General features: G+C 46.1%; 25 protein-coding genes and 1 tRNA gene. 13 read left to right on the top strand and 13 right to left on the bottom strand.

Going from position 1 to position 23,760, the window contains the following annotated elements; all coding sequences use genetic code 11:
• Positions 1-34: 34 nt before the first annotated feature.
• From MDMS009_RS04670 to MDMS009_RS04620, 11 genes are all read right to left on the bottom strand, one after another.
• Positions 35-865 (bottom strand): YdcF family protein, encoded by an 831-nt coding sequence (locus tag MDMS009_RS04670; RefSeq protein WP_008290556.1) that lies wholly within the window; start codon positions 863-865, stop codon positions 35-37.
• Entirely contained in the window at positions 865-1,527 is a 663-nt protein-coding gene (gene nadD, locus MDMS009_RS04665) for a nicotinate-nucleotide adenylyltransferase (protein ID WP_008290616.1), read from the bottom strand. The genes MDMS009_RS04670 and nadD overlap by 1 nt, the downstream gene beginning before the upstream one ends.
• Positions 1,508-2,746: a glutamate-5-semialdehyde dehydrogenase gene (locus MDMS009_RS04660; protein WP_008290676.1), complete on the bottom strand. Its 1,239-nt coding sequence runs from the start codon at positions 2,744-2,746 to the stop codon at positions 1,508-1,510. Before MDMS009_RS04660 ends, nadD begins: the two co-directional genes overlap by 20 nt.
• 47 nt (positions 2,747-2,793) lie before the next feature.
• On the bottom strand, positions 2,794-3,813 hold the full coding sequence (gene holA / locus MDMS009_RS04655) for a DNA polymerase III subunit delta (RefSeq protein WP_008290551.1): 1,020 nt from the start codon (positions 3,811-3,813) through the stop codon (positions 2,794-2,796).
• A 3-nt stretch (positions 3,814-3,816) separates the two neighbouring features.
• The gene (locus MDMS009_RS04650; RefSeq protein WP_008290567.1) at positions 3,817-4,314 is read right to left on the bottom strand and encodes an LPS-assembly lipoprotein LptE; all 498 of its coding nucleotides are present in this window, start codon (positions 4,312-4,314) and stop codon (positions 3,817-3,819) included.
• 15 nt (positions 4,315-4,329) lie between these two features.
• Complete coding sequence (gene leuS, locus MDMS009_RS04645) at positions 4,330-6,786, bottom strand: leucine--tRNA ligase (protein ID WP_008290662.1); 2,457 nt, start codon at positions 6,784-6,786, stop codon at positions 4,330-4,332.
• A gap of 153 nt (positions 6,787-6,939) precedes the next feature.
• Positions 6,940-7,194 carry a YfhL family 4Fe-4S dicluster ferredoxin gene (locus tag MDMS009_RS04640; RefSeq protein ID WP_008290614.1) on the bottom strand — a complete coding sequence of 85 codons (255 nt, stop codon included), beginning with the start codon at positions 7,192-7,194 and terminating at the stop codon, positions 6,940-6,942.
• A 41-nt stretch (positions 7,195-7,235) separates the two neighbouring features.
• The gene (gene coaD / locus MDMS009_RS04635; protein ID WP_008290619.1) at positions 7,236-7,724 is read right to left on the bottom strand and encodes a pantetheine-phosphate adenylyltransferase; all 489 of its coding nucleotides are present in this window, start codon (positions 7,722-7,724) and stop codon (positions 7,236-7,238) included.
• Positions 7,721-8,311, bottom strand: coding sequence for a 16S rRNA (guanine(966)-N(2))-methyltransferase RsmD (gene rsmD / locus MDMS009_RS04630; protein ID WP_008290580.1), 591 nt, complete (start codon positions 8,309-8,311; stop codon positions 7,721-7,723). Before rsmD ends, coaD begins: the two co-directional genes overlap by 4 nt.
• Positions 8,286-9,599 (bottom strand): M16 family metallopeptidase, encoded by a 1,314-nt coding sequence (locus MDMS009_RS04625; protein WP_008290639.1) that lies wholly within the window; start codon positions 9,597-9,599, stop codon positions 8,286-8,288. Before MDMS009_RS04625 ends, rsmD begins: the two co-directional genes overlap by 26 nt.
• Positions 9,589-10,956, bottom strand: coding sequence for a M16 family metallopeptidase (locus tag MDMS009_RS04620; RefSeq protein WP_081443597.1), 1,368 nt, complete (start codon positions 10,954-10,956; stop codon positions 9,589-9,591). The genes MDMS009_RS04625 and MDMS009_RS04620 overlap by 11 nt, the downstream gene beginning before the upstream one ends.
• 63 nt (positions 10,957-11,019) lie before the next feature.
• Here MDMS009_RS04620 and ftsY point away from each other — a divergent pair, with 63 nt between their 5' ends.
• The 4 genes from ftsY to rpoH all read left to right on the top strand — a co-directional run bounded on the left by ftsY (position 11,020) and on the right by rpoH (position 14,628).
• Complete coding sequence (gene ftsY, locus MDMS009_RS04615) at positions 11,020-12,084, top strand: signal recognition particle-docking protein FtsY (protein ID WP_008290655.1); 1,065 nt, start codon at positions 11,020-11,022, stop codon at positions 12,082-12,084.
• Positions 12,084-12,734, top strand: a complete 651-nt coding sequence (ftsE, locus tag MDMS009_RS04610) for a cell division ATP-binding protein FtsE (RefSeq protein WP_008290553.1) — start codon at positions 12,084-12,086, stop codon at positions 12,732-12,734. The genes ftsY and ftsE overlap by 1 nt, the downstream gene beginning before the upstream one ends.
• Positions 12,734-13,663 (top strand): permease-like cell division protein FtsX, encoded by a 930-nt coding sequence (gene ftsX / locus MDMS009_RS04605; protein ID WP_036314172.1) that lies wholly within the window; start codon positions 12,734-12,736, stop codon positions 13,661-13,663. Before ftsE ends, ftsX begins: the two co-directional genes overlap by 1 nt.
• A gap of 101 nt (positions 13,664-13,764) precedes the next feature.
• Positions 13,765-14,628: an RNA polymerase sigma factor RpoH gene (rpoH, locus tag MDMS009_RS04600; protein ID WP_008290641.1), complete on the top strand. Its 864-nt coding sequence runs from the start codon at positions 13,765-13,767 to the stop codon at positions 14,626-14,628.
• A 67-nt stretch (positions 14,629-14,695) separates the two neighbouring features.
• Here rpoH and fdxA read toward each other — a convergent pair whose 3' ends face one another.
• Positions 14,696-15,019 (bottom strand): ferredoxin FdxA, encoded by a 324-nt coding sequence (fdxA, locus tag MDMS009_RS04595; protein ID WP_043887922.1) that lies wholly within the window; start codon positions 15,017-15,019, stop codon positions 14,696-14,698.
• 236 nt (positions 15,020-15,255) lie between these two features.
• Between fdxA and MDMS009_RS04590 the strand changes: the two genes are divergently transcribed.
• The 9 genes from MDMS009_RS04590 (at position 15,256) to MDMS009_RS04550 (ending at position 20,223) form a co-directional block, all read left to right on the top strand.
• Positions 15,256-15,477 (top strand): LapA family protein, encoded by a 222-nt coding sequence (locus MDMS009_RS04590; RefSeq protein WP_008290541.1) that lies wholly within the window; start codon positions 15,256-15,258, stop codon positions 15,475-15,477.
• 5 nt (positions 15,478-15,482) lie between these two features.
• Positions 15,483-16,664, top strand: coding sequence for a lipopolysaccharide assembly protein LapB (lapB, locus tag MDMS009_RS04585; protein WP_008290645.1), 1,182 nt, complete (start codon positions 15,483-15,485; stop codon positions 16,662-16,664).
• Positions 16,661-17,011: an arsenate reductase (glutaredoxin) gene (gene arsC, locus MDMS009_RS04580; RefSeq protein WP_008290554.1), complete on the top strand. Its 351-nt coding sequence runs from the start codon at positions 16,661-16,663 to the stop codon at positions 17,009-17,011. Before lapB ends, arsC begins: the two co-directional genes overlap by 4 nt.
• Before the next feature lie 3 nt (positions 17,012-17,014).
• The gene (gene wrbA, locus MDMS009_RS04575) at positions 17,015-17,602 is read left to right on the top strand and encodes an NAD(P)H:quinone oxidoreductase (RefSeq protein ID WP_008290597.1); all 588 of its coding nucleotides are present in this window, start codon (positions 17,015-17,017) and stop codon (positions 17,600-17,602) included.
• Positions 17,599-17,964, top strand: coding sequence for a DUF2069 domain-containing protein (locus MDMS009_RS04570; RefSeq protein ID WP_008290538.1), 366 nt, complete (start codon positions 17,599-17,601; stop codon positions 17,962-17,964). Before wrbA ends, MDMS009_RS04570 begins: the two co-directional genes overlap by 4 nt.
• Positions 17,965-18,009: 45 nt before the next feature.
• Positions 18,010-18,234, top strand: a complete 225-nt coding sequence (locus tag MDMS009_RS04565) for a hypothetical protein (protein WP_008290626.1) — start codon at positions 18,010-18,012, stop codon at positions 18,232-18,234.
• 79 nt (positions 18,235-18,313) lie between these two features.
• Positions 18,314-19,117: a biotin--[acetyl-CoA-carboxylase] ligase gene (locus MDMS009_RS04560; protein ID WP_008290658.1), complete on the top strand. Its 804-nt coding sequence runs from the start codon at positions 18,314-18,316 to the stop codon at positions 19,115-19,117.
• Complete coding sequence (locus MDMS009_RS04555) at positions 19,114-20,112, top strand: type III pantothenate kinase (RefSeq protein ID WP_008290542.1); 999 nt, start codon at positions 19,114-19,116, stop codon at positions 20,110-20,112. Before MDMS009_RS04560 ends, MDMS009_RS04555 begins: the two co-directional genes overlap by 4 nt.
• Positions 20,113-20,132: 20 nt before the next feature.
• Positions 20,133-20,223, top strand: a tRNA-Ser gene (locus tag MDMS009_RS04550).
• A 35-nt stretch (positions 20,224-20,258) separates the two neighbouring features.
• On the opposite strand, the gene MDMS009_RS04545 is transcribed toward MDMS009_RS04550, so the two are convergent.
• Positions 20,259-23,630 (bottom strand): EAL domain-containing protein, encoded by a 3,372-nt coding sequence (locus MDMS009_RS04545; protein WP_008290618.1) that lies wholly within the window; start codon positions 23,628-23,630, stop codon positions 20,259-20,261.
• Positions 23,631-23,760: the final 130 nt, after the last annotated feature.

The following is a 23,760-nucleotide window of genomic DNA, read 5'->3' as shown; positions in this document are numbered from 1 at the left end:
ACGCAAGGTTGTGCAGAGGTCTTTGCCTACTACATTATTCTTGCTCTGTTTGTATGTCTGATTGTTTTGGTTTTGGCAGCCATGCCGATGTTTTTCCTGTGACAAAGTAGGCTGTCAGTCCCAGCCATTCATGCCATGCAGGCTCCAACACCTGTAGATGATCAAATAAATCAAAGTCCCAATAGCGCTCATCGGGGCGACTACTTCGGTAATCAACCGGATAAGGAATCACATCAATTCCCAGCTTACGTGCGATACCCACCGAGCGAGGTATATGGAATGCTGATGTCACTAAAATATAGTTGCCCTGTTGCTTCGGTAACAGCGGCTTAATGTAGAAAAAATTCTCGGCTGTATTTCTGGCTTGCGTCTCGATAATGAGTCGCTGTTTATCAATGCCAGCCTGAGTCAGTAAAGTTTGCGATACGCTACCTTGGGTATCGAGGTTTTGCATTTGTACTAAGTTGCTGCCACCGGTATATATCACTGGCACATCAGGGTAGCGTCGACTTAACTCAGCCGCTTTTAAAATACGTTCCGCAGCCTCACCCACTTCAGCTTGCTTCCAACTCATTGAGAGTTTTAATTTTTCGGCGCCACCTAAAACGATAATGCCATCTACGTTATCGGGTAAGTCTTCCGGCAAGGCAAATCGGGTTTCCAGTGGGTACATTAAGTAGTCGCTAACGGGATAAGCCAGCATAGAAAAGCCAGCCAAACTCATTAGCGTGATAATGCGTCTGGCGGCTTGGATATAGTTGAGCCACAGCAACAAGCTGACCAAAATCAACAACCAGATCATTAAGCTACTCGGGCTCAATAAGCCCCAAATAATTTTAGATAAGAGAAAAAACTGATTTTCCATCAGTTATCAATATCTGCTTTCTGGTAGAAATGAAGTTGTTCAATCAACGCAATCACTGCATCAGGCAACAAATAGCGAACATCTTTATGTTGCAACAAGGCATCACGAATCATTGTTGCTGAAATCGCCATTTGCGTCACCGGTATAGACCAAATCTTACCCGCAGCCAAAGACTCATCGCCCGCTTTTGCCTGATGCTGCTGATAGCAATCTGCTAACCCAGTACTCATCTGTAGGGTTTCGTCTGCCCGTTGCATTACCACGATATGCGCCAACTCTAGGATCTGCTGCCACCGCGACCATGTCGGCAAGCTGCAAAATGCATCGGTTCCCATCAAGACAAACAATGGGTTATCCGGGTAATCTTCTCGCAAGCTAAGCAAGGTATCCACCGTATAAGACGGCCCTTCACGTGATAGCTCTCTGTCATCAACCACTAATTTGGGATGGTTTTTAATCGCAAGTTCCAACATCAAACGTCGCTCTGACGCTGATGCGACAGGCTCGATACGATGCGGCGGAATAGCACAAGGCATCAGTCTTAACTGCGCTAGCCCCAACTGCTCAACAACATCAAGCCCTGTCCTTAAGTGACCAAAGTGGACGGGATCAAACGTCCCACCCAGGATACCAATTGCCGGTTTACTTTCTGATTTGACCACTACCTAATACGATCCACTTTTGAGAGGTTAAGCCTTCTAGTCCTACGGGACCACGCGCATGAATTTTATCAGTCGAAATACCAATTTCTGCGCCTAAGCCATATTCAAAGCCATCGGCAAAACGCGTTGAAGCGTTTACCATGACTGAACTGGAATCCACTTCAGCCAGGAAGCGACGCGCCCGTTGGTAATTTTCTGTCACGATCGATTCGGTATGTCCGGAGCTATGACGGTGAATATGCTCCATTGCCGCATCCAAACCATCAACAACCTTGATAGAAAGAATGGGCGCTAAATATTCTGTATCCCAATCGTCATCGGTCGCGGCATTGATATCAGCCAATATGGCGCGAGTGCGGGAGCAGCCTCTCAGCTCAACCTGTTCATCGGCATAACGTACTGCCAAACGTGGCAAGATTTGCTCAGCAACATCACTGTGTACCAATAGGGTCTCCATCGCATTACACACACCATAACGATGACATTTTGCATTGACTGCAATGTCTTCCGCCATCGCTAAATCAGCATCACGATCGATATAGACATGACAGATACCATCAAGATGTTTGATCACCGGTACACGTGCTTCTTGACTGATACGCTCAATCAGGCCTTTACCACCACGTGGCACAATCACATCCACATATTCTGGCATGGTGATTAACTGACCAACGGCAGCACGATCGGTGGTCTGTACCACCTGTACAGCAGTATCAGGTAAACCAGCTTGTTCCAAACCACGACGGATACAGGCAGCAATCGCTTGGTTAGAATGAATCGCTTCACTGCCGCCACGTAAAATAGTTGCATTGCCGGATTTTAAGCATAATGCTGCAGCATCTGCCGTCACATTAGGGCGTGATTCGTAAATAATACCGACAACCCCTAGAGGCACGCGCATGCGACCAAGCTGGATACCAGAAGGACGATAAGTCATATCGCTGACTTCACCCACCGGATCAGGTAACGCAGCAATTTGCTCCAAGCCTACCGCCATTGATTCAAGGCGATCATCGGTAAGCGTTAATCTATCTAATAAAGCCGCTTCCAAGCCTTTGGCTTTTCCTGCGTCCAAATCGCGTGCATTTTCCAGTTTCAAGGTTTCGGCTGCTGCACGGATCTCAGTCGCCATCGCCAATAGTGCCTTATTTTTTACTTCAGTACTGGCACAAGCCAGCGCACGACTCGCCTGCCGTGCATGCTGCCCGAGCGTCTGCATATACTCATTTACGTCCAACAATGAACTCCTTACATCTATATCTTGTTTCATGCCGTTTTAACACCTGAGACTTGCAAACACAGCTTCTCCAGTAAGCGCCATGGGCAGGTTTTCACGATACCTTTGGCTGCTTGATCAATTTCAGCCATTTGCTGTAGACAAAGTCGCCAGTGCTGCTGGTCATAACGTTGCAAAGCCTGACGCATGACGGATTTATTTTTATCCCATACCGGCGGTTTTTGTGAGGCAAATACTCGCTCCAGCTGTGCCCCCTGTTGCAGTTGTTCTGACATATCTACCATGCGTCTGAGCGACCAAGCCACCGCAGAAAAAACCGCTAGAATATCAACACCTTCGGCTCGTAATCGCTCAATTATACGCGGGATTTTTGCGCTCTGCCCCATTAACACAGTATCCATGAGACCAAACGCTTCAAAACGGGCATTATCTGCCACCGATTGTAAGATAAGTGATTCAGTCAGTTCGCCGTCAGTACTTAATAGCTGTAACTTATCAACTTCCTGTGCGGCAGCAAATAAATTCCCTTCTACTCGCTCAGCAATAAGTGAAGCAAACTGCTTATTCGATTTGAGCCCTTTTTGCTGCATACGTTGATTGATCCAGCTAGGCAATTGAACAATGTCGATGGGCCAAACCGGGATAGTCGCGCCCAACCTGTCCAACTCAGTGAACCATTTCGCTTTTTGCGATCGGGCATCAATTTTGCCGCTGATGATCAGTAAGGTGGTATCTGCAGGTGGCTCAGCAACAAACCGTCTTAATGCTTCCCCACCGTCTTTACCCGGGCTACCGGATGGTAAGCGAATTTCTATTAAACGCTGGCTGGCAAATAGCGATAGGGTCTGTTCGTGCCATTTGATTTGAGACCAGTCAAAACGACTTTCAACGTGCCATACTTCACGATCATTGGCGCCAGCTTGACGAACTTGTTGCCGAACTTTTTCGGCAGCCTCTTCCACCAAAAGCGCTTCATCACCGTAAATCAGGTAAACAGCTTGCAGGGATTGTTGCAGCGTTGCTTCTAACTGTTCCGCTTTGACCCGCATTACTTATTTGATTGCAGACAAGCGTCTGAGAATACTTTGAACCATTTGCTTGTTCAGATCTTCACGCAATACCCGCTCTTGTTCATCCATCGCTAATATCTGATTGCGGTCAAACTGATAGTCACGGCTGGCTTCAACCCGTTGCACATCACTCAACTCATTACCTTTGTCATCAGTGACCTTAAAGGTGACCCAGGCATCCAGTTCATACTCGCGTACTGTGGCATTAGAAGCGACTGATAACACACGTCGGTCATAACGATTCTCAAGCACGGTGAAAATAGCAGCGCCTTCCTGATAGTCATCAACAACCGTAATGCCATTGCGAACCAGAGCACGTTTCAGTTGCAAACCCAGCGTATCCTGCTGTGTATTAATGCCTTGGATATACAGCGTTTTTAGTGACTCCGGTACTGAGGCTTCGCCTCTCAGTTGAAAACCACAACCCGCCAGCATTAACAGGAAAACACCCCAGGCAATTCTCGACACAACGCGACTCATGTTTTTATCCTTTGTTTAGCCAGCAACCACAATATTCAATAAACGCCCTGGTACCAAGATCACTTTACGGACGTCTTTCCCTTGCGTGAACTTCTGAACATTTTCATCCGCAAAGGCAAGCACTTCCACCGCTTCTTGATCGGCATCTGCCGCTACAGAAACTTTAGAACGTAACTTACCATTGACCTGGATCATCAGTTCAATTTTATCTTGTTTCAACGCTGCTTCATCAACGTTTGGCCATGTTGCATCTATAACTGCTTCTTGATGTCCCAAGGTTTGCCAAAGTTGATGACAAATATGCGGCGTAATCGGTGACAGCATCAAGACTACCAGCTCCAGACTTTCCTGCATAACAGCACGTCCCTGGGGACTGTCATCCGCATTTTTGGTGATCGCATTCATCAGTTCCATCACCGCGGCAATGGCAGTATTAAACGTATGACGACGACCAATATCATCGCTCACTTTGGTCAATGTCTGATGTGTCTGACGACGTAAATCTAACAATGCGTCAGACAACGCTGCTGTATCCAGTTTTTCCGTCGAGCCTTTTTCTGCATGCTCAACAACAGCTCGCCATAAACGTCTAAGGAAACGATTAGATCCCTCAACGGCCTTATCAGACCATTCCAGCGACATTTCTGGCGGCGCTGCAAACATCATAAATAAACGCGCAGTATCAGCACCATATTGATCAATCAGAGCCTGAGGATCGACCGTATTGCCTTTCGACTTGGACATTTTGGCACCGTCTTTGAGTACCATGCCTTGCGTTAAAAGATTTTTGAATGGTTCGTCACCCGACACTAATCCTTCATCACGCATTAATTTGTGGAAGAAACGCGCATAGAGTAAATGCAGTACCGCATGCTCAATACCACCGATATATTGATCGACCGGTAGCCAGTAGTCAGCGCGCTCATCCAGCATGGCTTTATCATTATCCGGACAAGTAAATCGAGCGTAGTACCACGACGACTCAAAGAAAGTATCGAAAGTATCGGTCTCACGTTCGGCATCGGTGCCGCACTCTGGGCACTTGCACTGATAAAATTCCGGCATGGATTTAATCGGTGAGCCGGAACCATCCACAATGACATCTTCTGGCAGGCGCACCGGTAAGTCCGACTCCGGTACCGCTACAGAACCACACTCTGGACAGTTAATGATTGGAATCGGCGTGCCCCAGTAACGCTGACGTGAGACGCCCCAATCGCGCAGGCGGTAATTAACCTGACGCTCACCTTTATTTTGCTCTGTCAGGAACGTGGCAATGGCATCAAACGCCTGCTCGCTGGTCATGCCATCAAATTGTTGTGAGTTAAGCAAACGACCTTTTTCAGTAAAGGCAGCTTTTTCTAGATTAATCTCACTACCATCAATCGGCTCGATCACCTGTTGAATGGCAAGACCATACTTCTGGGCAAACTCAAAATCACGCTGGTCATGTGCCGGTACAGACATCACAGCACCAGTGCCGTAGCTCATCAAGACAAAGTTAGCAGCCCACACAGGAACCTGTTCGCCGGTGACAGGATGAATAGCCATCAAGCCTGTTGCTACACCTTTCTTTTCCGCCGTTTCTAAGGCCGCTTCCGATGTTTCCATCTTGCGACATTCATCTAAAAAGGCGTTTAATTCCGCATTGGTTTCTGCCGCTTTTAATGCCAAGGGATGCTCTGCAGCCACAGCAACATAACTGACGCCCATTAGGGTGTCAGGGCGAGTGGTATAGACGCTTAGCTTGTCACTAGACTCTGCGATATCGAAGTCAATTTGCACACCTTCTGAACGGCCAATCCAGTTGGCTTGCATGGTACGAACCTGCTCAGGCCAACCCTCCAGTTGGTCCAAGTCAGCCAACAATTGATCAGCATAGTCGGTGATTTTCATAAACCATTGTGGAATATCACGCTTTTCAACCAGCGCGCCACTACGCCAACCGCGGCCATCAATAACTTGTTCATTTGCAAGAACAGTATTATCAACTGGATCCCAATTAACCGAGGCGGTCTTTTTATAAACCAGACCTTTCTTGTAGAGACGGGTAAACAGCCACTGTTCCCAGCGGTAATAATCCGGTTTGCAGGTCGCCAGCTCTCGTTCCCAGTCGTAAGCCAGACCCAGGCGCTGAAGCTGACCGCGCATGTAGTCGATATTTTGGTAAGTCCAGTCCGCCGGTGCGACCTGATTTTTAATCGCCGCATTTTCAGCAGGCAGACCAAACGCATCCCAGCCCATAGGCTGCAATACATTTTTGCCTTGCATGCGCTGGTAGCGGGAAATCACATCACCGATGGTGTAGTTGCGCACATGCCCCATATGCAACTGGCCACTCGGGTATGGAAACATCGATAGGCAGAAGAATTTTTCCTTATTAGGATCTTCAACAACCTGAAAGCTGTTGTTGTCATGCCAGAATGTCTGGGCAGTCGATTCCACTTCATCAGGGCGATATTCGTGTTGCATGGACTCTCTTTAAAATCAGTAATATTAAAAGCGCTAAGGATACCTCAGCGCGGCTTTGGCTCAAAATAAACTGTTCAGTAAAAACAAAAAAGCAGCCCGAAAGCTGCTCCTTTTAATAAATCAACATGCGCTTTGATGCTCGGTGAATAGGTGTTATTTACCGACTGCCATTAACGTTTCGTATTTCGTGTACAACTGGTCATGCGTTTCTTCGTGATCAGGGTCTTTAGGAATACAATCCACCGGGCAGACTTCCACGCATTGCGGTGTATCAAAGTGACCAACACACTCCGTACAGAGGTCCGGGTCAATTTCATAAATTTCAGCACCTTGCGAAATAGCGCCATTCGGGCATTCCGGCTCACACACATCACAGTTGATGCATTCATCGGTGATAAACAGGGACATCTTTTACTCCAACATTAATTTGGCTGCGATCGTTATCGCTGTTACTTGGCGGCCGGCAATTTGTGTTTCAAAGCCATTTGAACACACGGCGCCACAAACTCTGAGACATCGCCACCTAATACGGCTATTTCTTTTACCAATGACGATGACACAAAACTCAGATTTTCAGCCGGCGTTAAAAACAAAGTCTCTACTTTTGGCTGCATTCGACGATTCATCGTTGCCAGCTGCAATTCGTATTCAAAGTCCGATACCGCTCTTAAACCGCGAATAATCACATTCGCACCCATGTTCAGTGCTTCGTTGACTAGCAATCCTTCAAAACCACGTACCTCTACGTTGGTCAACTCGTCGACTGTTTGTTTGGCTAAGGTTACACGTTCATCCAAACTGAACATAGGTTGCTTACCTGGATTGATCGCAATGGCGACAATCACCTTATCAAACAGCGTTGCAGCGCGATTGATCAGGTCAATATGTCCGTATGTAATGGGATCAAATGTGCCCGGGTAAATCGCCGTGGTGCTCACTCGCCAGCTCCAGCCTCAAACTTGAATAAGCAGTATTTTACATCACCTGCCTGCTTTTCTCTCAATAAATGCCAGCTGGATGGTAAATCAGGCATATCCTGACGCCGTGGATATTCCAGATAAATTCTGGCTCCGTCATTTAACAAATGTCGTTCTGATAGCAATTGAGCAATCTGCGTCCACATGTTTGACTGATATGGCGGATCGATAAACACCACATCAAAAGCCTGTTTTTGTGAGGCCAAAAACTGCTCTGCACGGCCGTGGAATAACTGGCATTGTGACGCATTTAATGCTGTCAGGTTGGATTGCAATAATTGATAAGCACTGCGATCCGTTTCAACCAACACCACTTCACCAGCACCGCGCGATGCCGCTTCCAGACCTAAGGCGCCACTGCCGGCAAATAAATCCAAACAGCGGCTATCTCCCAAGATGGGCTGTAACCAGTTAAACACTGTCTCGCGAACGCGATCACCGGTCGGTCTGAGCCCTTCAACCTCCGGGAAGCCTAATTTTCGCCCACGCCAGATTCCGCCAATAATACGTAAATTACCTGCTTTATTCGTTTTGTTCTGTTTCGCCACCAACTAGTACCGTCAACATTTTATCGGCATGAACACGCCGTTTAAATGCATCCTTAATATCTGCCACCGTGACTGCCTTTACTTTCTCGTTAAAACTATCCAGATAATCCAGCGGCAAATTATAAAATCCTATCATAGACAGGTAGTCAGCAATCTTATTATTACTGTCGACCCGCAGAGCAAAACCACCGGTAATATTTTGTTTGGCTGCTGTGAGTTCTTGCTCAGTTGGTCCATTTTCGATAAACGTATTTAGCGTTTGCTTCAACACACTTAAAGCTTCTTGTGTTTGATCATTACGCGTTTGCAGCCCTAGCTGATAAGGTCCCTGCTTTTGCATGGGTCGGAAATAGCTGTATACACCATAAGTGAGACCTCGTTTTTCACGGATCTCATCACTCAACTGCGAGACCAGTCCACTACCGCCCAGAATGTGATTGCCCACATAAAGCGGGAAATAATCAGGATCATCACGAGATATCCCGGTCTGCCCCACCAAAATTGTTGTCTGACTGGATGGGTAGCTGATTGAAACCAGCGCTGATTCAGTTAATGGTTGAACCTCCGGTATTGCTTGGGCAGGCTTACCATGCTGCAATCCACTCATCAATTTTTCCGCAATGTCACTTGCTTTGGTTTTATCCACCGCGCCGACAATCACAACCACCGCATTTTGGCTCACGTAATATTGCTGATAAAAACGTTTCAAATCGGCCACTGTGATTTTTGATACTGTTTCAGGCTGCCCTGCTGGCATCTCACTGTAGGGATGTTTGCCATACAGATTGGCATAAAATGCACGGCTTGCCATTGCCGATGGTGACTGTTTCTCTGCTTGTAAGCCGGTTAACAATTGCTGTTGAATCCGTAAAAAAGAGTCTTGCGGGAAACTCGGTGAACTCAATACCTCAGAAAAGACATCCAATGCATCCGTAAACGCTTGCTCTTCAGTCAGGCTACGCAAGCTCAGCACTGCCATATCACGCTCAGAACTGGCTGAAAATTTGGCGCCGACTTTGGCAAATGCTGTGGCGATTTCGTCAGCATTCATGTCTGCTGCGCCCTCATCTAGCATTGCACTCGTCAATCTGGCTGTGCCAGGTAAGTCGCCATCCCGCGCCGCGCCGGCATTAAAAACCACATTAATGTCCACCATTGGCAGCTCAGGCGCATTTACAAACAAAACTCTGGCACCGTTGTCAGTTTGCCAATGTTGAATATCTGGCGACGCCAAAACCGGCCAGCCAACAAACAAAGTGACAATTAAAAATAGTTTCTTAGCGAACATGGTTGCCTCCTGGCGCTGCAAGTGGACGACGGCCATCTAACGGTAAAGGCACCAGTTCCGCCGTGGTCAGTTTATCGTCAATAAAAAATTTCTTGGCTACAGCCTGTATTTGCTCTGCCGTCACGGCGTTAATGTTTTCAACGTATTGGTCGCTTAATTTCCAATCCAAGCCAATGGTTTCCAACATGCCAATTTGCATTGCCTGATAAAACACGCTGTCACGTTCATAAACCGCTTCAGCCACCACTTGAGCTTTCACTCTATCCAGTTCCTGTTGTGTCACAGGTTCGTTTTTGATTCGCTCAATTTGCTCGATAACAGCGCTTTTCAGCTCATCGACTGTTTTACCGTTGGCGGGTGTACCAGCCACCACAAACAGATCTTTGAGCCGTGAAAAAAGACTATTTCCAGCTCCCACACTCGTGGCTACTTGCTGTTCACGCACCAACTCTTTCGCAAAACGCGCACTATTCCCTCCATCGAGAATGCCAGCCATCACTTCCAGCGCATAAGGTTCCCACGCATTGCTTTCGCTCGCTGTCGCGACAACCGGAATTTTCCACCCCATCATCAAATAAGGTAGTTCTGCCGGCGCTTTAACCTTAATTTCTCGAATACCTTTTTGTTCCACTTCAATCTGCGGTTTCAGTGTCGCAATTTGTTCGGGCTGGAGTGACGCGAAGTATTCTTTTGCCAACGCCAATACCGCTTGCGGCTCAACATCACCAACTACCACCACTGTTGCATTATTGGGGGCATACCATTTCTGATACCAGGCACGCAGGTCATCAGCTTGATAATGGTTTATATCACTCATCCAACCAATGACTGGATGGTGATAAGGGCTGTTAACAAACGCGGTCGCATTAAAGCTTTCGCGGAGCATCGACTTGGGGTTGTCGTCGGTACGCATACGTCGCTCTTCAGCAACAACTTCGCGCTCTTTGAGTAACTCATCCTCACTGATGACTAAGTTACGCATACGATCCGCTTCGTGTTTAAAGCTGACCTCGAGCCGGTCTTTGTGCAGTTTCTGAAAGTACGCGGTGTAATCTCGACCTGTGAAAGCATTCTGCTCACCTCCATTTTCGGCAATGATCTGAGAAAACTCGTTCGGTTTTAGGTTTTTTGTCTCCTTGAACATCATGTGTTCAAGTACGTGTGAAATACCTGTTATACCGTTGTGCTCATAGCTTGAGCCCACCTTGTACCAAACTTGTGACACCACCACGGGGGCTCGATGATCTTCCTTTACGATCAACTTGAGTCCGTTATCCAGTTCGAATTCACTGACATCGGCGAATGTCAGACTTGGGATTATTAAAGCTATCCAGGCTAATGTTTTTATGTTCAGCATCTGCATCTCTTAAACTAACGCGTGATAAGATTGACCGTCGAAGTTTAACGACAAGCAGAGAATATGTTTAGTTTCCTAAGAAAAAAAACCAAATCGTCACAAACAACCAGCGCAGAAGTCAGCGAAGAAGCCGTTGTCGACGTACCGGAATCGGCGCCCGTTGCTGAGCCTGAAGCAGAAAAACCAGACCAACCAGAAAAGACTGGTTTCTTTGGTCGCCTGAAACAAGGCTTAAGCCGCACCAGCAATAAACTGACGGAAGGTTTCGCCAGTCTGATCCTTGGTCGAAAAACCATTGACGATGACCTCCTTGAAGAGCTGGAGACTCAGCTAATTACTGCTGATTTAGGTATTGATGCCACTAATAGAATTATTAGCGATTTAACCCAACGGGTGGCACGCAAGCAGCTTAGTGATGTTGAGGCTTTGTTTGATGCAATGCGCGACGATATGGTCACTATTTTGCAGCCAAGCAGTCAGCCGCTCACCGTGCCGGATAAACCAGGCCCTTATGTGATTTTGATGGTTGGCATCAATGGTGTCGGCAAAACAACAACCATCGGCAAATTAGCCAAGCAATTCCAACAACAAGGAAAAAGCGTTATGTTGGCGGCTGGTGACACGTTCCGTGCCGCAGCGGTAGAACAATTACAGGTCTGGGGAGAGCGCAATAGTATCCCGGTCATTGCTCAGCCAAAGGGAGCTGATTCTGCCTCTGTTATTTTTGATGCACTGCAAGCAGCAAAGTCCCGTGGTGCTGATATTCTGATTGCCGATACCGCAGGTCGTCTACATACTCAATCCAACTTGATGGAAGAGCTTAAGAAGGTCAAACGAGTGATGGGTAAAATTGACGAGACTGCGCCACACGAAATCATGTTGGTGTTGGATGCCGGTACGGGTCAAAATGCCTTACAACAAGCACAACAGTTCAACGACGCTGTTGGCGTTACTGGCATCACGCTGACCAAACTTGATGGTACAGCTAAGGGCGGGATTATTTTCGCTATTGCGGATAAAACTGGCTTACCTATCCGTTATATCGGTGTGGGTGAAAAAATTGATGATCTGCGTCCGTTTGATGCGGCAGATTTCGTTGATGCTTTATTGGGACGAGAAGACGACTGATGATTCGATTCAGCGAGGTTTATAAGCGTTACACAAACCAACACGAAGCCTTATCTGGTCTCAGTTTCGAGTTAGACAAAGGTGAAATGGCTTTTCTGACCGGTCACTCCGGTGCCGGAAAAAGTACCCTACTGAAACTGATTGCACTGATAGAACGTAGTTCACATGGTCAAGTCTGGGTAAATAATCAAAACCTCACCCGACTGCCCAAGTGGAAAGTGCCTTATTATCGCCGAAAAATTGGTTTGGTGTTTCAAGACCATAACCTACTCCACGATCGCACCGTTTTCGATAACGTCGCTTTGCCATTGATTATTGCTGGTGAAAATCATCGCGAAATTGGGCGCAGAGTTCGTGCCGCTTTGGATAAAGTTGGCTTATTGGGTAAAGAACGTAGTTTACCTATCGCCTTATCCGGTGGTGAACAACAACGTGTCGGTATTGCCAGAGCAGTGGTTAACCGTCCTCCTGTGCTGCTTGCTGATGAGCCAACGGGTAACCTTGATCCGGAGCTATCACGAGAAATCATGCGCTTGTTTGAACAATTTAATCAGGTCGGCGTCACCGTGTTTGTCGCTACTCATGATCAGGATCTAATTAATCGTATGCCCTATCGGCAAATTACACTGCAACAGGGACGATTAGCCTGATGCTCAACTTGAATGTTCACAATTATTTTCTGCGTCACATGCAGGTCATGCTCTATAGTTTGGGCCAACTGTGGCGAACCCCCGCCGCCACCGTAATGACTATATTGGTGATTGGTATTGCGCTTGCGATGCCCGCTGGACTGTATGTTTTGTTAAAAAATGTCGAAGAAGTCAGCAGCCAGTGGGATGATGCTAGTCAAATTTCCTTATTTTTGCACCATGCGACGCCAGATTCGCGGGGCAAGCAATTGGCAGAGCAATTACTCACCTGGCCTGATATTAATGCTGTGAGTTATCAGTCTTCCCAACAATCTCTAGACGAGTTTCGTGCTTTATCAGGCTTGGATGACTTGCTAAACACGTTACCGAAAAACCCGCTCCCGCCGGTTATCATTATTCAACCCACAGCCTCACAACACGAGGCAGAAGCGTTATCAAGCCTATTAGACCGCTTGCAAAACATGCAAGAAGTCGAATTGGCACAACTGGATATGGAATGGTTACAACGTTTACGAACCATTAACGAAACTGGTGAACGAAGCATTACTATTCTGGCTGTTTTATTGTCTTTGAGCGTGTTATTGGTAATTGGTAATACCATTCGACTCGCTATTTTGAACCGTCAAACCGAAATCCGTGTCATTAAACTCGTCGGTGGCACCAATGCGTTCGTGCGTAGGCCTTTTCTCTATACCGGATTTTGGTATGGTTTATTGGGTGGCGCCATTGCCTGGCTGACATTATTGGTGACGTTATTGACCATCAACGGTCCTGTTAACCGACTGGCATCGCTATATGACAGCCAATTTGTCTTGCAATGGCTCAGTGGTCAGATGTTCATTGCTTTGCCTTTATTCGGTACTTTGCTTGGCGTACTCGGCGCCTGGCTTGCCGTGGGTCGCCACCTCGACAATATTGAACCCACCTAAGAGCTTAGCAAACAGGAACTTTTCCCTGATTTACTTATCATATATTTGAATTTAAAAATTTAATGCTATCATTATGAGATGACTCTCAGGAGACTGCGCAGATGACAACAAACGTGGCCAAATATGAAATGGCTCTGGCACCGATCGGAAACCTCGATGCCTATACTAGTTTAGTACACACGATTCCTGTTCTTACTGCAGAAGAAGAGTACGATTTAGCGACTCGTCTGCAACAGGATGGTGACCTGGAAGCCGCTCAACGGCTGGTTTTGTCACACCTTCGTTTTGTGGTCAGAATTGCCAAAGGTTACAGTGGTTATGGTTTACCTGTGGCGGATCTAATCCAAGAAGGTAATATCGGCTTGATGAAAGCGGTTAAACGCTTTAACCCGGAAAAAGGCGTTCGACTGGTATCGTTTGCCGTTCACTGGGTTCGTGCCGAAATTCACGAATATGTTATCCGTAACTGGCGCATCGTTAAGATTGCGACAACCAAAGCACAGCGTAAATTGTTCTTCAATCTGCGCAGTGCCAAACAACGCCTCGGTTGGTTGAATCAAGAAGAAGTTGAAGCAGTTGCTGAGGATTTGGGTGTTACACCAGCCAATGTAATGGATATGGAACGACGCCTCGCCCAGCCGGATGCCTCCTTTGACTTACCTGCCGACAGTAATGATGACGAAGAGACACACTTTTCTCCTGTGGCCTACTTGGCCGGGCCGGAAAATTCAGACCCATCACAGCAATTAGAGCAGGAGAATTACAGCGATTATCAACAACAAAAGCTGACAAATGCGCTGGCCACATTAGATGACCGGAGTCGCGACATCATTATGCAGCGCTGGTTAAATGAGGATGATAAGGCCACCTTACATACGTTGGCTGATCAGTATCAGGTTTCTGCAGAGCGCATTCGTCAAATTGAAAATAACGCAATGAAGAAACTCAAAAAAATGATGGCTTAACTTTCGCAGTTTAAGCACAAAAAAAAGCCCGTATCATGCGGGCTTTTTTTGTTGTGTCGGGTGGAAATTATCTTTCCAGTAGTGCGGTCTTGTCAGATTTACCATCCCACTCTTCCGCATCCGGCAGCGGATCTTTCTTTTCAGAAATTACCGGCCATACTTGCGACAGCTCTTCATTGATCTGCAAAAATTCCATTTGCTCATCGGGTAAATCATCTTCCGAGAAAATCGCTTCTGCAGGGCATTCAGGTTCGCACAAAGTGCAGTCGATGCACTCATCAGGATCGATTACTAAGAAGTTAGGACCTTCGTGAAAACAATCTACTGGGCAGACATCAACACAATCAGTATATTTACACTTAATACAGTTTTCTGTGACAACAAAGGTCATGGTGAATTCTCCAAAATCACGAGTTGATACAGGGCCAACCTGTCAAAAATTAAACGATAATTCTACATGATTTAGCCCGATTCTGGGCAAGCATCGTTTTTGCGGTATGATCAGCGGGATGGAAAGTGCCCTGTAAACGTAAGTAATTTTAAGGAACTCCGAGTATGCGAAAAATCATTTTTTTGCTCATTTTTGTTCTGATTTTTTTGATCAGCGCAGCATTCGCCGCTTTTAACATGGATGCCGTCACAGTGAATTATTACTTTGGCCAGCTAACACTGCCACTTTCGGCATTACTGGTTACCGCCATGCTCGCCGGCGTCGTTTTGGGCGCAATTGTGTTGCTGATGGCGACATTGAAATTACGCTATGAAAATCGCCGTTTACAGCACAAGCTTTCGGTTTCTGAACAGGAAATCAATAGCCTGCGGATTTTGCCGATTAAAGACTCGCACTGATCTTTATGCTTGAGTTGTTGTTTTTCTTGCTTCCGGTTGCGGCTCTTTCTGGCTGGCTTATGGCTCGCCGTCACTATAAACGCCGCTATCGACCTCAGGAATCGCCATTTAGTCCTGACTACTTTAAAGGGCTTAATTACCTGCTAAACGAACAACCCGATAAAGCGATTGATGTCTTTATCGGCTTGCTTGAAGTCAACAGTGAAACCGTCGAAACCCACCTTGCTTTGGCTAATCTGTTTCGTCGGCGTGGTGAAACCGATCGCGCGATCCGAATCCATCAAAATCTGATTGCCCGGCCCACATTGAGCAGTCCACAGCGCACGCAGGCCCTGGTTGAATTAGGCTTGGACTATATGAATGCAGGTGTGTTGGATAGAGCCGAGCAATTGTTTCTTGAGCTTCTTCAACAATCTCCCAGCCCGGATGAAGCGCCTAAACAACTACTTCGTATCTACCAGCAGGAAAAGAAGTGGCAGCAGGCCATTGACATGGCAAAACGGATAACACCGGATAAGAAAACGAACACAAATGCATTAATTGCCCAGTTCTACTGTGAGTTGGCTGAACCGCTAGCAAATAAAGATCACCATCAAGCGTTAAATCTACTGCGCAGTGCGCAACAGTATGACAATAACTGTGTTCGTGCCAGCTTGTTAGAAGGGAAAATACTGATTCAAATCCGCCAATATCGAAAAGCGATGCGTGCACTGCAAAAGGTGGAGCAACAAAATCACTTTTTTTTGTCTGAAACACTACCCTCATTACAACAATGCTATGAACATTCAGGTAACATCCAGTCTTTTAAAGAATGGCTGCAAGGTTTACTGAATCGACACCCACACCTGACTTCTGCACGCATTACCTTAACTAACCTTATCCGCCAGCAACAGGGCAACCAGGCTGCTCAAAACTTTCTATACCGTCAGTTACATCAACATCCCTCTGTTGAAGGCTTGCATCATTTAATCATGCTCGGTGAGGACAATCATCAGGTACTCATTCCACTTATCAAAGATGTGACAACAGCCTTGATTCATAAAGGTGACCGTTATACCTGCAAAAACTGTGGTTTTTCAGGTCGCACCATGCATTGGCAATGCCCCGGCTGTTCACAATGGGCGACGATTCGTCCTGTAGAAATTCATTTATCCGCTTTAGAAAAATTATTGGAGCCTTCTCGATGACCGCTATTCAGATTTTGCATAATCCCCGTTGCAGCAAATCCAGACAGACACTGGCTTTGCTCGAAGAAAAAGGGATTGAACCTGAGATCATTAAATATTTGGAAACCCCACCAAGCGAAACCGAACTAAAAGTCATTCTAACTAAGCTCAACATGTCCGCTAGAGATCTCCTGCGTAAAGGTGAGGAAGCATACAAAACGCTTAATTTGAAAGATACGAACTTAGACGATGACGATCTGATAAAAGCCATGGTTAAACAGCCAAAATTAATTGAGCGTCCAATCGTTATCAATCAAGATAAAGCCAGACTGGGTCGCCCACCAGAATCTGTTTTGGATATTTTGTAAACTATGGCTGATATTCTGATTCTCTACTATAGCCGCTCAGGCAATGTAAAAAATATGGCTGAGCAAATTGCGCGCGGCGTTGAAAGCGCCGGCTGTCGGGCTATTTTGCGTACAGTGCCCCCCGTATCTACAGTCTGTGAAGCAAGCGAAGATGAAATACCCGCAGATGGACATTTATACGCTAGTCACGACGATCTGAAACAGTGTTCCGCTTTGGTACTAGGTAGTCCAACGCGCTTTGGGAATATGGCCGCGCCACTAAAATATTTTATCGACAGCACCAGCGATATCTGGCTTTCAGGTGAATTAGCGGGTAAACCAGCCGCGGTGTTTACATCTACCGGCAGCTTGCATGGTGGCCAAGAAACAACCTTGCTCTCAATGATGCTGCCTTTACTACACCACGGCATGATGATTATGGGATTACCTTACAGTGAATCAGGTCTGATGCTGACGCAAGAAGGTGGTACACCATATGGCCCTAGCCACCTTGCTGGTAGTCAGAATGACCGCCCCTTAACGGATACCGAAGCAACATTATGTCGAGCTTTAGGTAAACGTATCGCTAACACCACGTTGAAATTACAATGACATCGGTTTCTTTATTTCGCTGGCTGACGTTATTCAGCTTTTTCGGGCTGATGTTGACCTTGCTTGGCTGGATTATTCTGGCACCCCACGCAGACAACTATCCTACCGCGGCATGGATACTGATTGGTGTTGTCCCCTTGTTGTTTCCTATGCGTGGGCTTTTGTATGCCAAACCCTATACCCATGCATGGACCAGTTTTTTAATGCTGTTTTATTTTAGTCACAGTGTAGGCGAGGTTTATAGTAGTGGTGGGGTTGCCATCTATCCTATTTTAGCCTTGGCGTTTAGTAGCCTTTGTTTTGTTAGCACCATCCTATTTGTGAAAATGCAGGCCAAAAGGCGAAACGCATCACACAAATAAATATGCTAAAGTGCTAAAAAGCTTATAGATATTTGGAGAATTCATATGAGCAGTATTTCAGCGTTTCAATCAGGCATAGCTGGTTTTCAAAGCGGGGTACAAGCTGTTGCGCAAAATACCGCTGACATTGCACGTGGCGGCCAATCAACAGAAGAACTCACCACAACGCTAGTTCAGCTTGATGCTAATCGTACACAAGTAGAAGCAGCAGCAAGAGTCATTGAAACGTCTAATGACCTTGTTGGCACACTGCTCGATATTAAAGTCTAACCTCTCCTGCACTATGGCTTCACAGTTAGCTTGAAGCCCTGTTACACTATAGTCTTGTTTATTTTACAAGCCTAACCATTTGACCACCCCTGCCTTTCAGCCACTATCTCAGGCTGCCATTAATAAAGCGATCGATCCTTCCAGCGCAGATACGCTTGATGAAATTATCATCTTGCCTGAGGTCACATCGACCAGTGATACGCTGTGGGAACGATTTACTGCTGGCAAGATAACACCGGCAGTTTGCCTAGCCGAAACACAAACAGCAGGCCGAGGAAGGCGTGGCGATCCATGGCAATCACCAGCAGCCGGAAATCTTTACCTATCTTTATTCTGGCCACATTGCGCAGAAAAGCCCCGTCATGGGCTCAGTATTGCTGTTGGCATCAGTTTAATTAATACCCTCAAGGAAGCTGGAATCAATCAGTTACAGCTAAAATGGCCGAATGATGTGTTATTTAATCGACAAAAGCTAGCAGGAATTCTAGTAGAATCAAGGTTCAACACGAAACAATACACCGTTGTGGGCATCGGCCTTAATTTTAAGCTTCCGCCGTCTACGCAAACTTTAATTCAACAACCATCCACCAGCCTTGAGCAGCTTTGTGACACTGTCCCCTGTCGTAACTGGCTGGCAGGAAAAATAATTCAGAACATGATTGAAACCATAAAACTGTTTGAACATCGAGGACTTAGTGACTTTCTGCCACTATGGCCACACTATGACGCCTTACACGATCAAGCCATCACCTTAATTGATGGCGATAGTCGTACCACAGCAATAGCTTGTGGTATCAACGATCAAGGTGAACTAAGATACATGCGAGACAATCAAATCCACCTTCTCTCTAACAGCCATATCAGCATCAGGTTTGCCTCATGAAATTATTAGTCGATATCGGCAATAGCCGAATTAAATGGGCAAGCATTGATGACAACGGCTTGAATGAAGGCCAGAGTTTTCAACGCGGTAAAACGAGTATTAAGGCCGCATTAAACAAAGCCTGGAAAACCCTGAGCGATATTGATGCCGTTTATGTGGCCAATGTGGGGGGGGAGAAACTGGCGACTCAGCTCACCGAGTGGACTGAAAAACAATGGCAAATAACGCCCGTCTATATCCATACTGAGAAAAAACGATTTGGCGTTACCAATGCTTATGATGAACCCAGCAAGCTCGGAATTGACCGCTGGTTATCGCTAATTGCCGCCAGACAACATGCCCGTCAAGCACAATGTGTTATTGATTGTGGCACTGCAATGACCATTGATATCGTCACCAAAACCGGCCAGCATCAAGGTGGCATGATTCTGCCAGGCCTTAGTCTTATGCGCAGCGCACTGGCAACAAGCACGCACGCATTAACTGAAGAAACTGACGAAAAAGAATTCAAAACTCTGGCTACAAACACGTATAGTGCGATTCAAGCGGGCACCTTATACAGTGTCACAGCGACGTTAGAGCGTATCATCAATGACTTACAAGAAAGTTTTGATAATAAAATTCGCTTTATCATCACCGGTGGCGATGCCGAAAGCCTGTTACCACTTTTACCGGATAATATTAATCATTACCCTGATATCGTGCTCAAAGGCTTGGCATTTTATGCTCGCCAAGATGATAAGAAAAAACGCGCTGAAAAACGCACAGACAACAACAAAAAAGCGGCAGATGAATCAACTGAAAATGCTACAGAGGGTTCGGGTTTCACTCAAGAAACCAGCGTAGAACGTTACATCCAGAAAAAAAATAAAACGCAATCAAACAGCAAACCAAGAACACGCAGAGTTCGCCGCAGTAAAGCACCAAAAGCGGAGCAGGAATCTTCAACTCAAACAGAGAAACCTGACACCTCATTGCCAGAAGAAGCAATCTGAGGTAATCTTTCGCACCCTTAGGAGAACTGGCCGAGTGGTTGAAGGCGCACGCCTGGAAAGTGTGTATAGGTTAATAGCCTATCGAGGGTTCGAATCCCTCGTTCTCCGCCAATTTAGACACTGATTACGCGCGAATCAATTAAACGCTATAGCGCTGGTAGAACGTTTTGCTTTAATGCATTGTTAGCGCTGGCCAGAAATTCTTCAAAGACATCAACGGGCATTGGCTTAGCAAAGAAATAGCCCTGCAACCAATGACAGCCAATTTTTTCCAGTATTTCTTTCTGACTTAACGTTTCCACCCCTTCAGCAATCACTTCAATGCCCAAGTGCCTTGCCATGCCTGTAATGGCTTCAATAATCGCGCGGTCATTATCATCCGCCTCCAGGTCGCGGATAAACGAACGATCAATCTTGAGGTAATCGATATCCATTTCCTTCAAATAGGATAATGATGAATATCCTGTACCGAAATCATCCACCGCGATTTGTACACCCGCTTGACGCAATTTTTTCAGTAAATGTCCGCTCTCTGCATGACGTCGCATCAACACGCTTTCGGTAATCTCCAGCGTAATCAAGCCAGCATTAATGCCTTGCTCTCGAATATAGGCTAACCAGTCAAGTCGGCCCCGCTGATTACCGAAGTTATGTGCTGAACGGTTCACCGATACGTGAACATCACCAATACCATTTGCCTGCCAGGTTTTTATTTGCTGACAGACCTGGCTGAAGACAAAATCATCAATTTTCTCAATCATGCCCATGCGCTCAGCCTGTGGCAGAAAGTCGGCAGGAGAAATCAGGCCTCGCTCAGGATGCTGCCAGCGCACCAGTGCTTCAGCACTCTGGCAGGCAGTTTCGGTATTTGCTGGAATTAACGGTTGGTAGTAAACCTCGATCTCACCTTTTTCAATGGCGGCTTCCAACTCATTCAAAATAAAGGTTCTGGACAGCCAGCTTAGCTCCAGCTCGGTGGTGTAGAACTTAAAGGCACTGCCACCCATATCCTTAGCGGCATACATCGCTCTGTCTGCATTTTGAATTAACATGCCACTATCAATGGCATCATCAGGATAAAATGTGATGCCGACACTGGTGGTCACCCGAAGCGTCTGCTCCTGGACTGTGATGGGTTTTTCTATTTCGCTGATCAATTTCTGCGCAATGTTAACGGCATGACTCTTACCGTCGAACTCACTCAGAATGATAGTAAACTCATCGCCTCCCAGACGTGCGACAGTATCGACTTCTCTCACACAAGCTTGGATGCGCACCGCCATTTGTTTAAGTAATTGATCACCAAACTCATGGCCTAAAGTGTCATTCACATCCTTGAATCTATCCAGATCAAGAAACATCAAACACAGTTTTTCATTATGACGCCCACACCGCAAAATAGCCTGTTGTAATCGATCCGTGAATAAACGGCGGTTAGGTAAATCGGTCAAGATGTCGTAGTTAGCATGTCGCTCAATTTTTGCCTGAGCTTCCTTTACCTCTGAAATATCGGAAAATACGCCCACCATATTGCAGATATTGCCATCGGTGTCATATACCGCCGACATTGAGACATAGGCGGGAAACATTGTTTTGTCTTTATGCCGACATTGAATTTCACCGCGCCAGATGCCATACGCTTTCATTGCTGCGGCAAAGCTTTCTGACAGTTGTTGAAAATCAGACTTAGTCAAACCACTCACTAAAAAGCTCGGATACCGGCCTATTACCTCAGTGCCATCGTAGCCGGTGATGTCACTAAATGCTGAGTTCACCACGATGATTTTCTTACTTTTATCGGTAATCATCATGGCTTCGCTGGTTGAGTTAAATGCCACGTCAGACAGCAATAGTTTTTGCTCTGTTAGTTGCATTTCTTTCAATACATCACGAATACGCATTTCAGAATCTTGTGCTCGCTTGGTCGCCTCTGAAAGCTCTTCAGTACGCAAGGTCACCTCAGTAGATATCCGATGTGTTCTACCAGTGATACTCAAGAATAAAAAGGCAAATAAACCGGTCAAAAGAAAACCGCCAATCAAGGCAAACTGGGTCAGGTTGGTAGAAGCAGAACGAATAAAACTATTGGTGGGGTTAAAGATAAGCCGCATTGGGCGGCCCGCTAACATGAAGGTCACCTCGTGACTAATCGCAGGGCTGGTCGTTGACGCCTGATTGAAATAGAACTCACCCGTTGTGTCATCTTGCCATTTGATGGTGAAATCACTTAATTCACCTTGTTGCAGTATTTCCTGAATAAAATCCTGTACGCGTATCACGATATTAATCAGTCCAATCACCTGGCCAAGATCCTTATTCAAGGTCAATGTGCCATTTTGTTGCTGATATACCGGTCGATAAATAATCAAAGCATCAATGCGTGATTTATCACGCAGAATTTTTAACGGCCCTCTTGCCATCGCTTTACCGGTTATGATGGCTTGTGTGATGACCTTGTTTGACTCAGGTGTTGAAGTGGGATCAAAACCGCGAGCGGCCTTGTTATCCCAGTCCGGCTCCAGAAATGTAATCGGATAATATTCTTTCCGTTCCGTGGCTGGACCTAATTGCCCCTTAGCAACAAATTCAGTAATCGAAAAATCGTTGCCAAAGTACTTACGTTGCTCTGTTTCATAAGCTGGGCGTTGCTCGTGCGTGATCCGTGGTAACCACTCAACAACCTGAATATGTTTATTCTCTTTGGTTGCCCAGTAAACAAACTCACTAAATTCTTTTCTTGTCACTTCTTCAGAAGAAACAAACAATTGTGCAACGCTTTCTTGTATCAACTCTTCCGCTTTTAGTACCACACGAAATAGCGCACCCGCCTCTTGAGTCCGTATGCGAAAGCGATCATCCAAACGATTCTCTTCAAACTGCTTGATATTAAAAGTTATCAGAACGATAAGCACTGTAAATATCACAGTCTGTGAGGTCAGCAACCAACGGCGACCACGCCATAGTTTTTGTGGTTGACCGATAAAGCTCATGACTACAGGCAGGAGCACCAAGATCCCTAGCGCATCACCAATCCACCAGCCAGCCCACATTGTATTGAAGTTGAAGGACTCAGCACTCAATACCCACATTGCTGTCACGCTGATACTAGCGCTGACTAACGCGATAATAGGCACACTCAGCAAAAACCTTAAAATGTCCTTATCGAAACTTAAGGTCAGAGGATTACTGATAAATTGCCGGATAATATGACTGCCGATAATTGCCTGCAGCAAGGAGGCCGATGAGATGATAAAAGGTAATAGATAAGCAGTCGGTTTGGTCCAATCAGGATCAACAGACACAATCAGGTTGAGACTGAAAGAACCCAGCAAAATCCCTGCCCAGACACGTGATACCCCAAGCGACAAGCATGCCGCCAAAGCGATACCCGCGGGGAAAAACACCACGGCTGTGTAATCGTTTATCGCCGATATTTTTAAGCTCAAAAAGCCTGTGACAAAATAGGCGAAGGCAATAACAATATTGGTTTTAAGTATGGTTGTAATGCTGTATTTCACTAAAACGTCCGCACTCTTTTTTTTCCTTAATGATCGCTTTCTGCATCAATTTCATCATTGAAAATTTACTGCTTAAACCATCATCAGTAACGGCAGCAACTCCCATACATTATCGGCTGATATGACAAAT

The sequence above is a fragment of the Methylophaga thiooxydans DMS010 genome (genome assembly GCF_000156355.1).
Taxonomy (GTDB): domain Bacteria; phylum Pseudomonadota; class Gammaproteobacteria; order Nitrosococcales; family Methylophagaceae; genus Methylophaga; species Methylophaga thiooxydans.
The sequence above is the reverse complement of the archived record's forward strand: the minus strand, read 5'-3'. Positions and strand labels throughout refer to the sequence as shown.

What these genes read in the sequence shown, in the direction of transcription:
- MDMS009_RS04590 (WP_008290541.1), top strand. Translation starts at nt 15,256, where the DNA reads ATGGATGCCGTCACAGTGAATTATTACTTTGGCCAGCTAACACTGCCA.
- MDMS009_RS04555 (WP_008290542.1), top strand. Translation starts at nt 19,114, where the DNA reads ATGAAATTATTAGTCGATATCGGCAATAGCCGAATTAAATGGGCAAGC.
- rpoH (WP_008290641.1), top strand. Translation starts at nt 13,765, where the DNA reads ATGACAACAAACGTGGCCAAATATGAAATGGCTCTGGCACCGATCGGA.
- MDMS009_RS04660 (WP_008290676.1), bottom strand. Translation starts at nt 2,746, where the DNA reads ATGCAGACGCTCGGGCAGCATGCACGGCAGGCGAGTCGTGCGCTGGCT.
- holA (WP_008290551.1), bottom strand. Translation starts at nt 3,813, where the DNA reads ATGCGGGTCAAAGCGGAACAGTTAGAAGCAACGCTGCAACAATCCCTG.
- ftsY (WP_008290655.1), top strand. Translation starts at nt 11,020, where the DNA reads ATGTTTAGTTTCCTAAGAAAAAAAACCAAATCGTCACAAACAACCAGC.
- MDMS009_RS04565 (WP_008290626.1), top strand. Translation starts at nt 18,010, where the DNA reads ATGAGCAGTATTTCAGCGTTTCAATCAGGCATAGCTGGTTTTCAAAGC.
- MDMS009_RS04620 (WP_081443597.1), bottom strand. Translation starts at nt 10,956, where the DNA reads ATGCTGAACATAAAAACATTAGCCTGGATAGCTTTAATAATCCCAAGT.
- fdxA (WP_043887922.1), bottom strand. Translation starts at nt 15,019, where the DNA reads ATGACCTTTGTTGTCACAGAAAACTGTATTAAGTGTAAATATACTGAT.
- ftsX (WP_036314172.1), top strand. Translation starts at nt 12,734, where the DNA reads ATGCTCAACTTGAATGTTCACAATTATTTTCTGCGTCACATGCAGGTC.
- MDMS009_RS04640 (WP_008290614.1), bottom strand. Translation starts at nt 7,194, where the DNA reads ATGTCCCTGTTTATCACCGATGAATGCATCAACTGTGATGTGTGTGAG.
- lapB (WP_008290645.1), top strand. Translation starts at nt 15,483, where the DNA reads ATGCTTGAGTTGTTGTTTTTCTTGCTTCCGGTTGCGGCTCTTTCTGGC.
- MDMS009_RS04670 (WP_008290556.1), bottom strand. Translation starts at nt 865, where the DNA reads ATGGAAAATCAGTTTTTTCTCTTATCTAAAATTATTTGGGGCTTATTG.
- MDMS009_RS04625 (WP_008290639.1), bottom strand. Translation starts at nt 9,599, where the DNA reads ATGTTCGCTAAGAAACTATTTTTAATTGTCACTTTGTTTGTTGGCTGG.
- arsC (WP_008290554.1), top strand. Translation starts at nt 16,661, where the DNA reads ATGACCGCTATTCAGATTTTGCATAATCCCCGTTGCAGCAAATCCAGA.
- MDMS009_RS04570 (WP_008290538.1), top strand. Translation starts at nt 17,599, where the DNA reads ATGACATCGGTTTCTTTATTTCGCTGGCTGACGTTATTCAGCTTTTTC.
- wrbA (WP_008290597.1), top strand. Translation starts at nt 17,015, where the DNA reads ATGGCTGATATTCTGATTCTCTACTATAGCCGCTCAGGCAATGTAAAA.
- MDMS009_RS04650 (WP_008290567.1), bottom strand. Translation starts at nt 4,314, where the DNA reads ATGAGTCGCGTTGTGTCGAGAATTGCCTGGGGTGTTTTCCTGTTAATG.
- leuS (WP_008290662.1), bottom strand. Translation starts at nt 6,786, where the DNA reads ATGCAACACGAATATCGCCCTGATGAAGTGGAATCGACTGCCCAGACA.
- ftsE (WP_008290553.1), top strand. Translation starts at nt 12,084, where the DNA reads ATGATTCGATTCAGCGAGGTTTATAAGCGTTACACAAACCAACACGAA.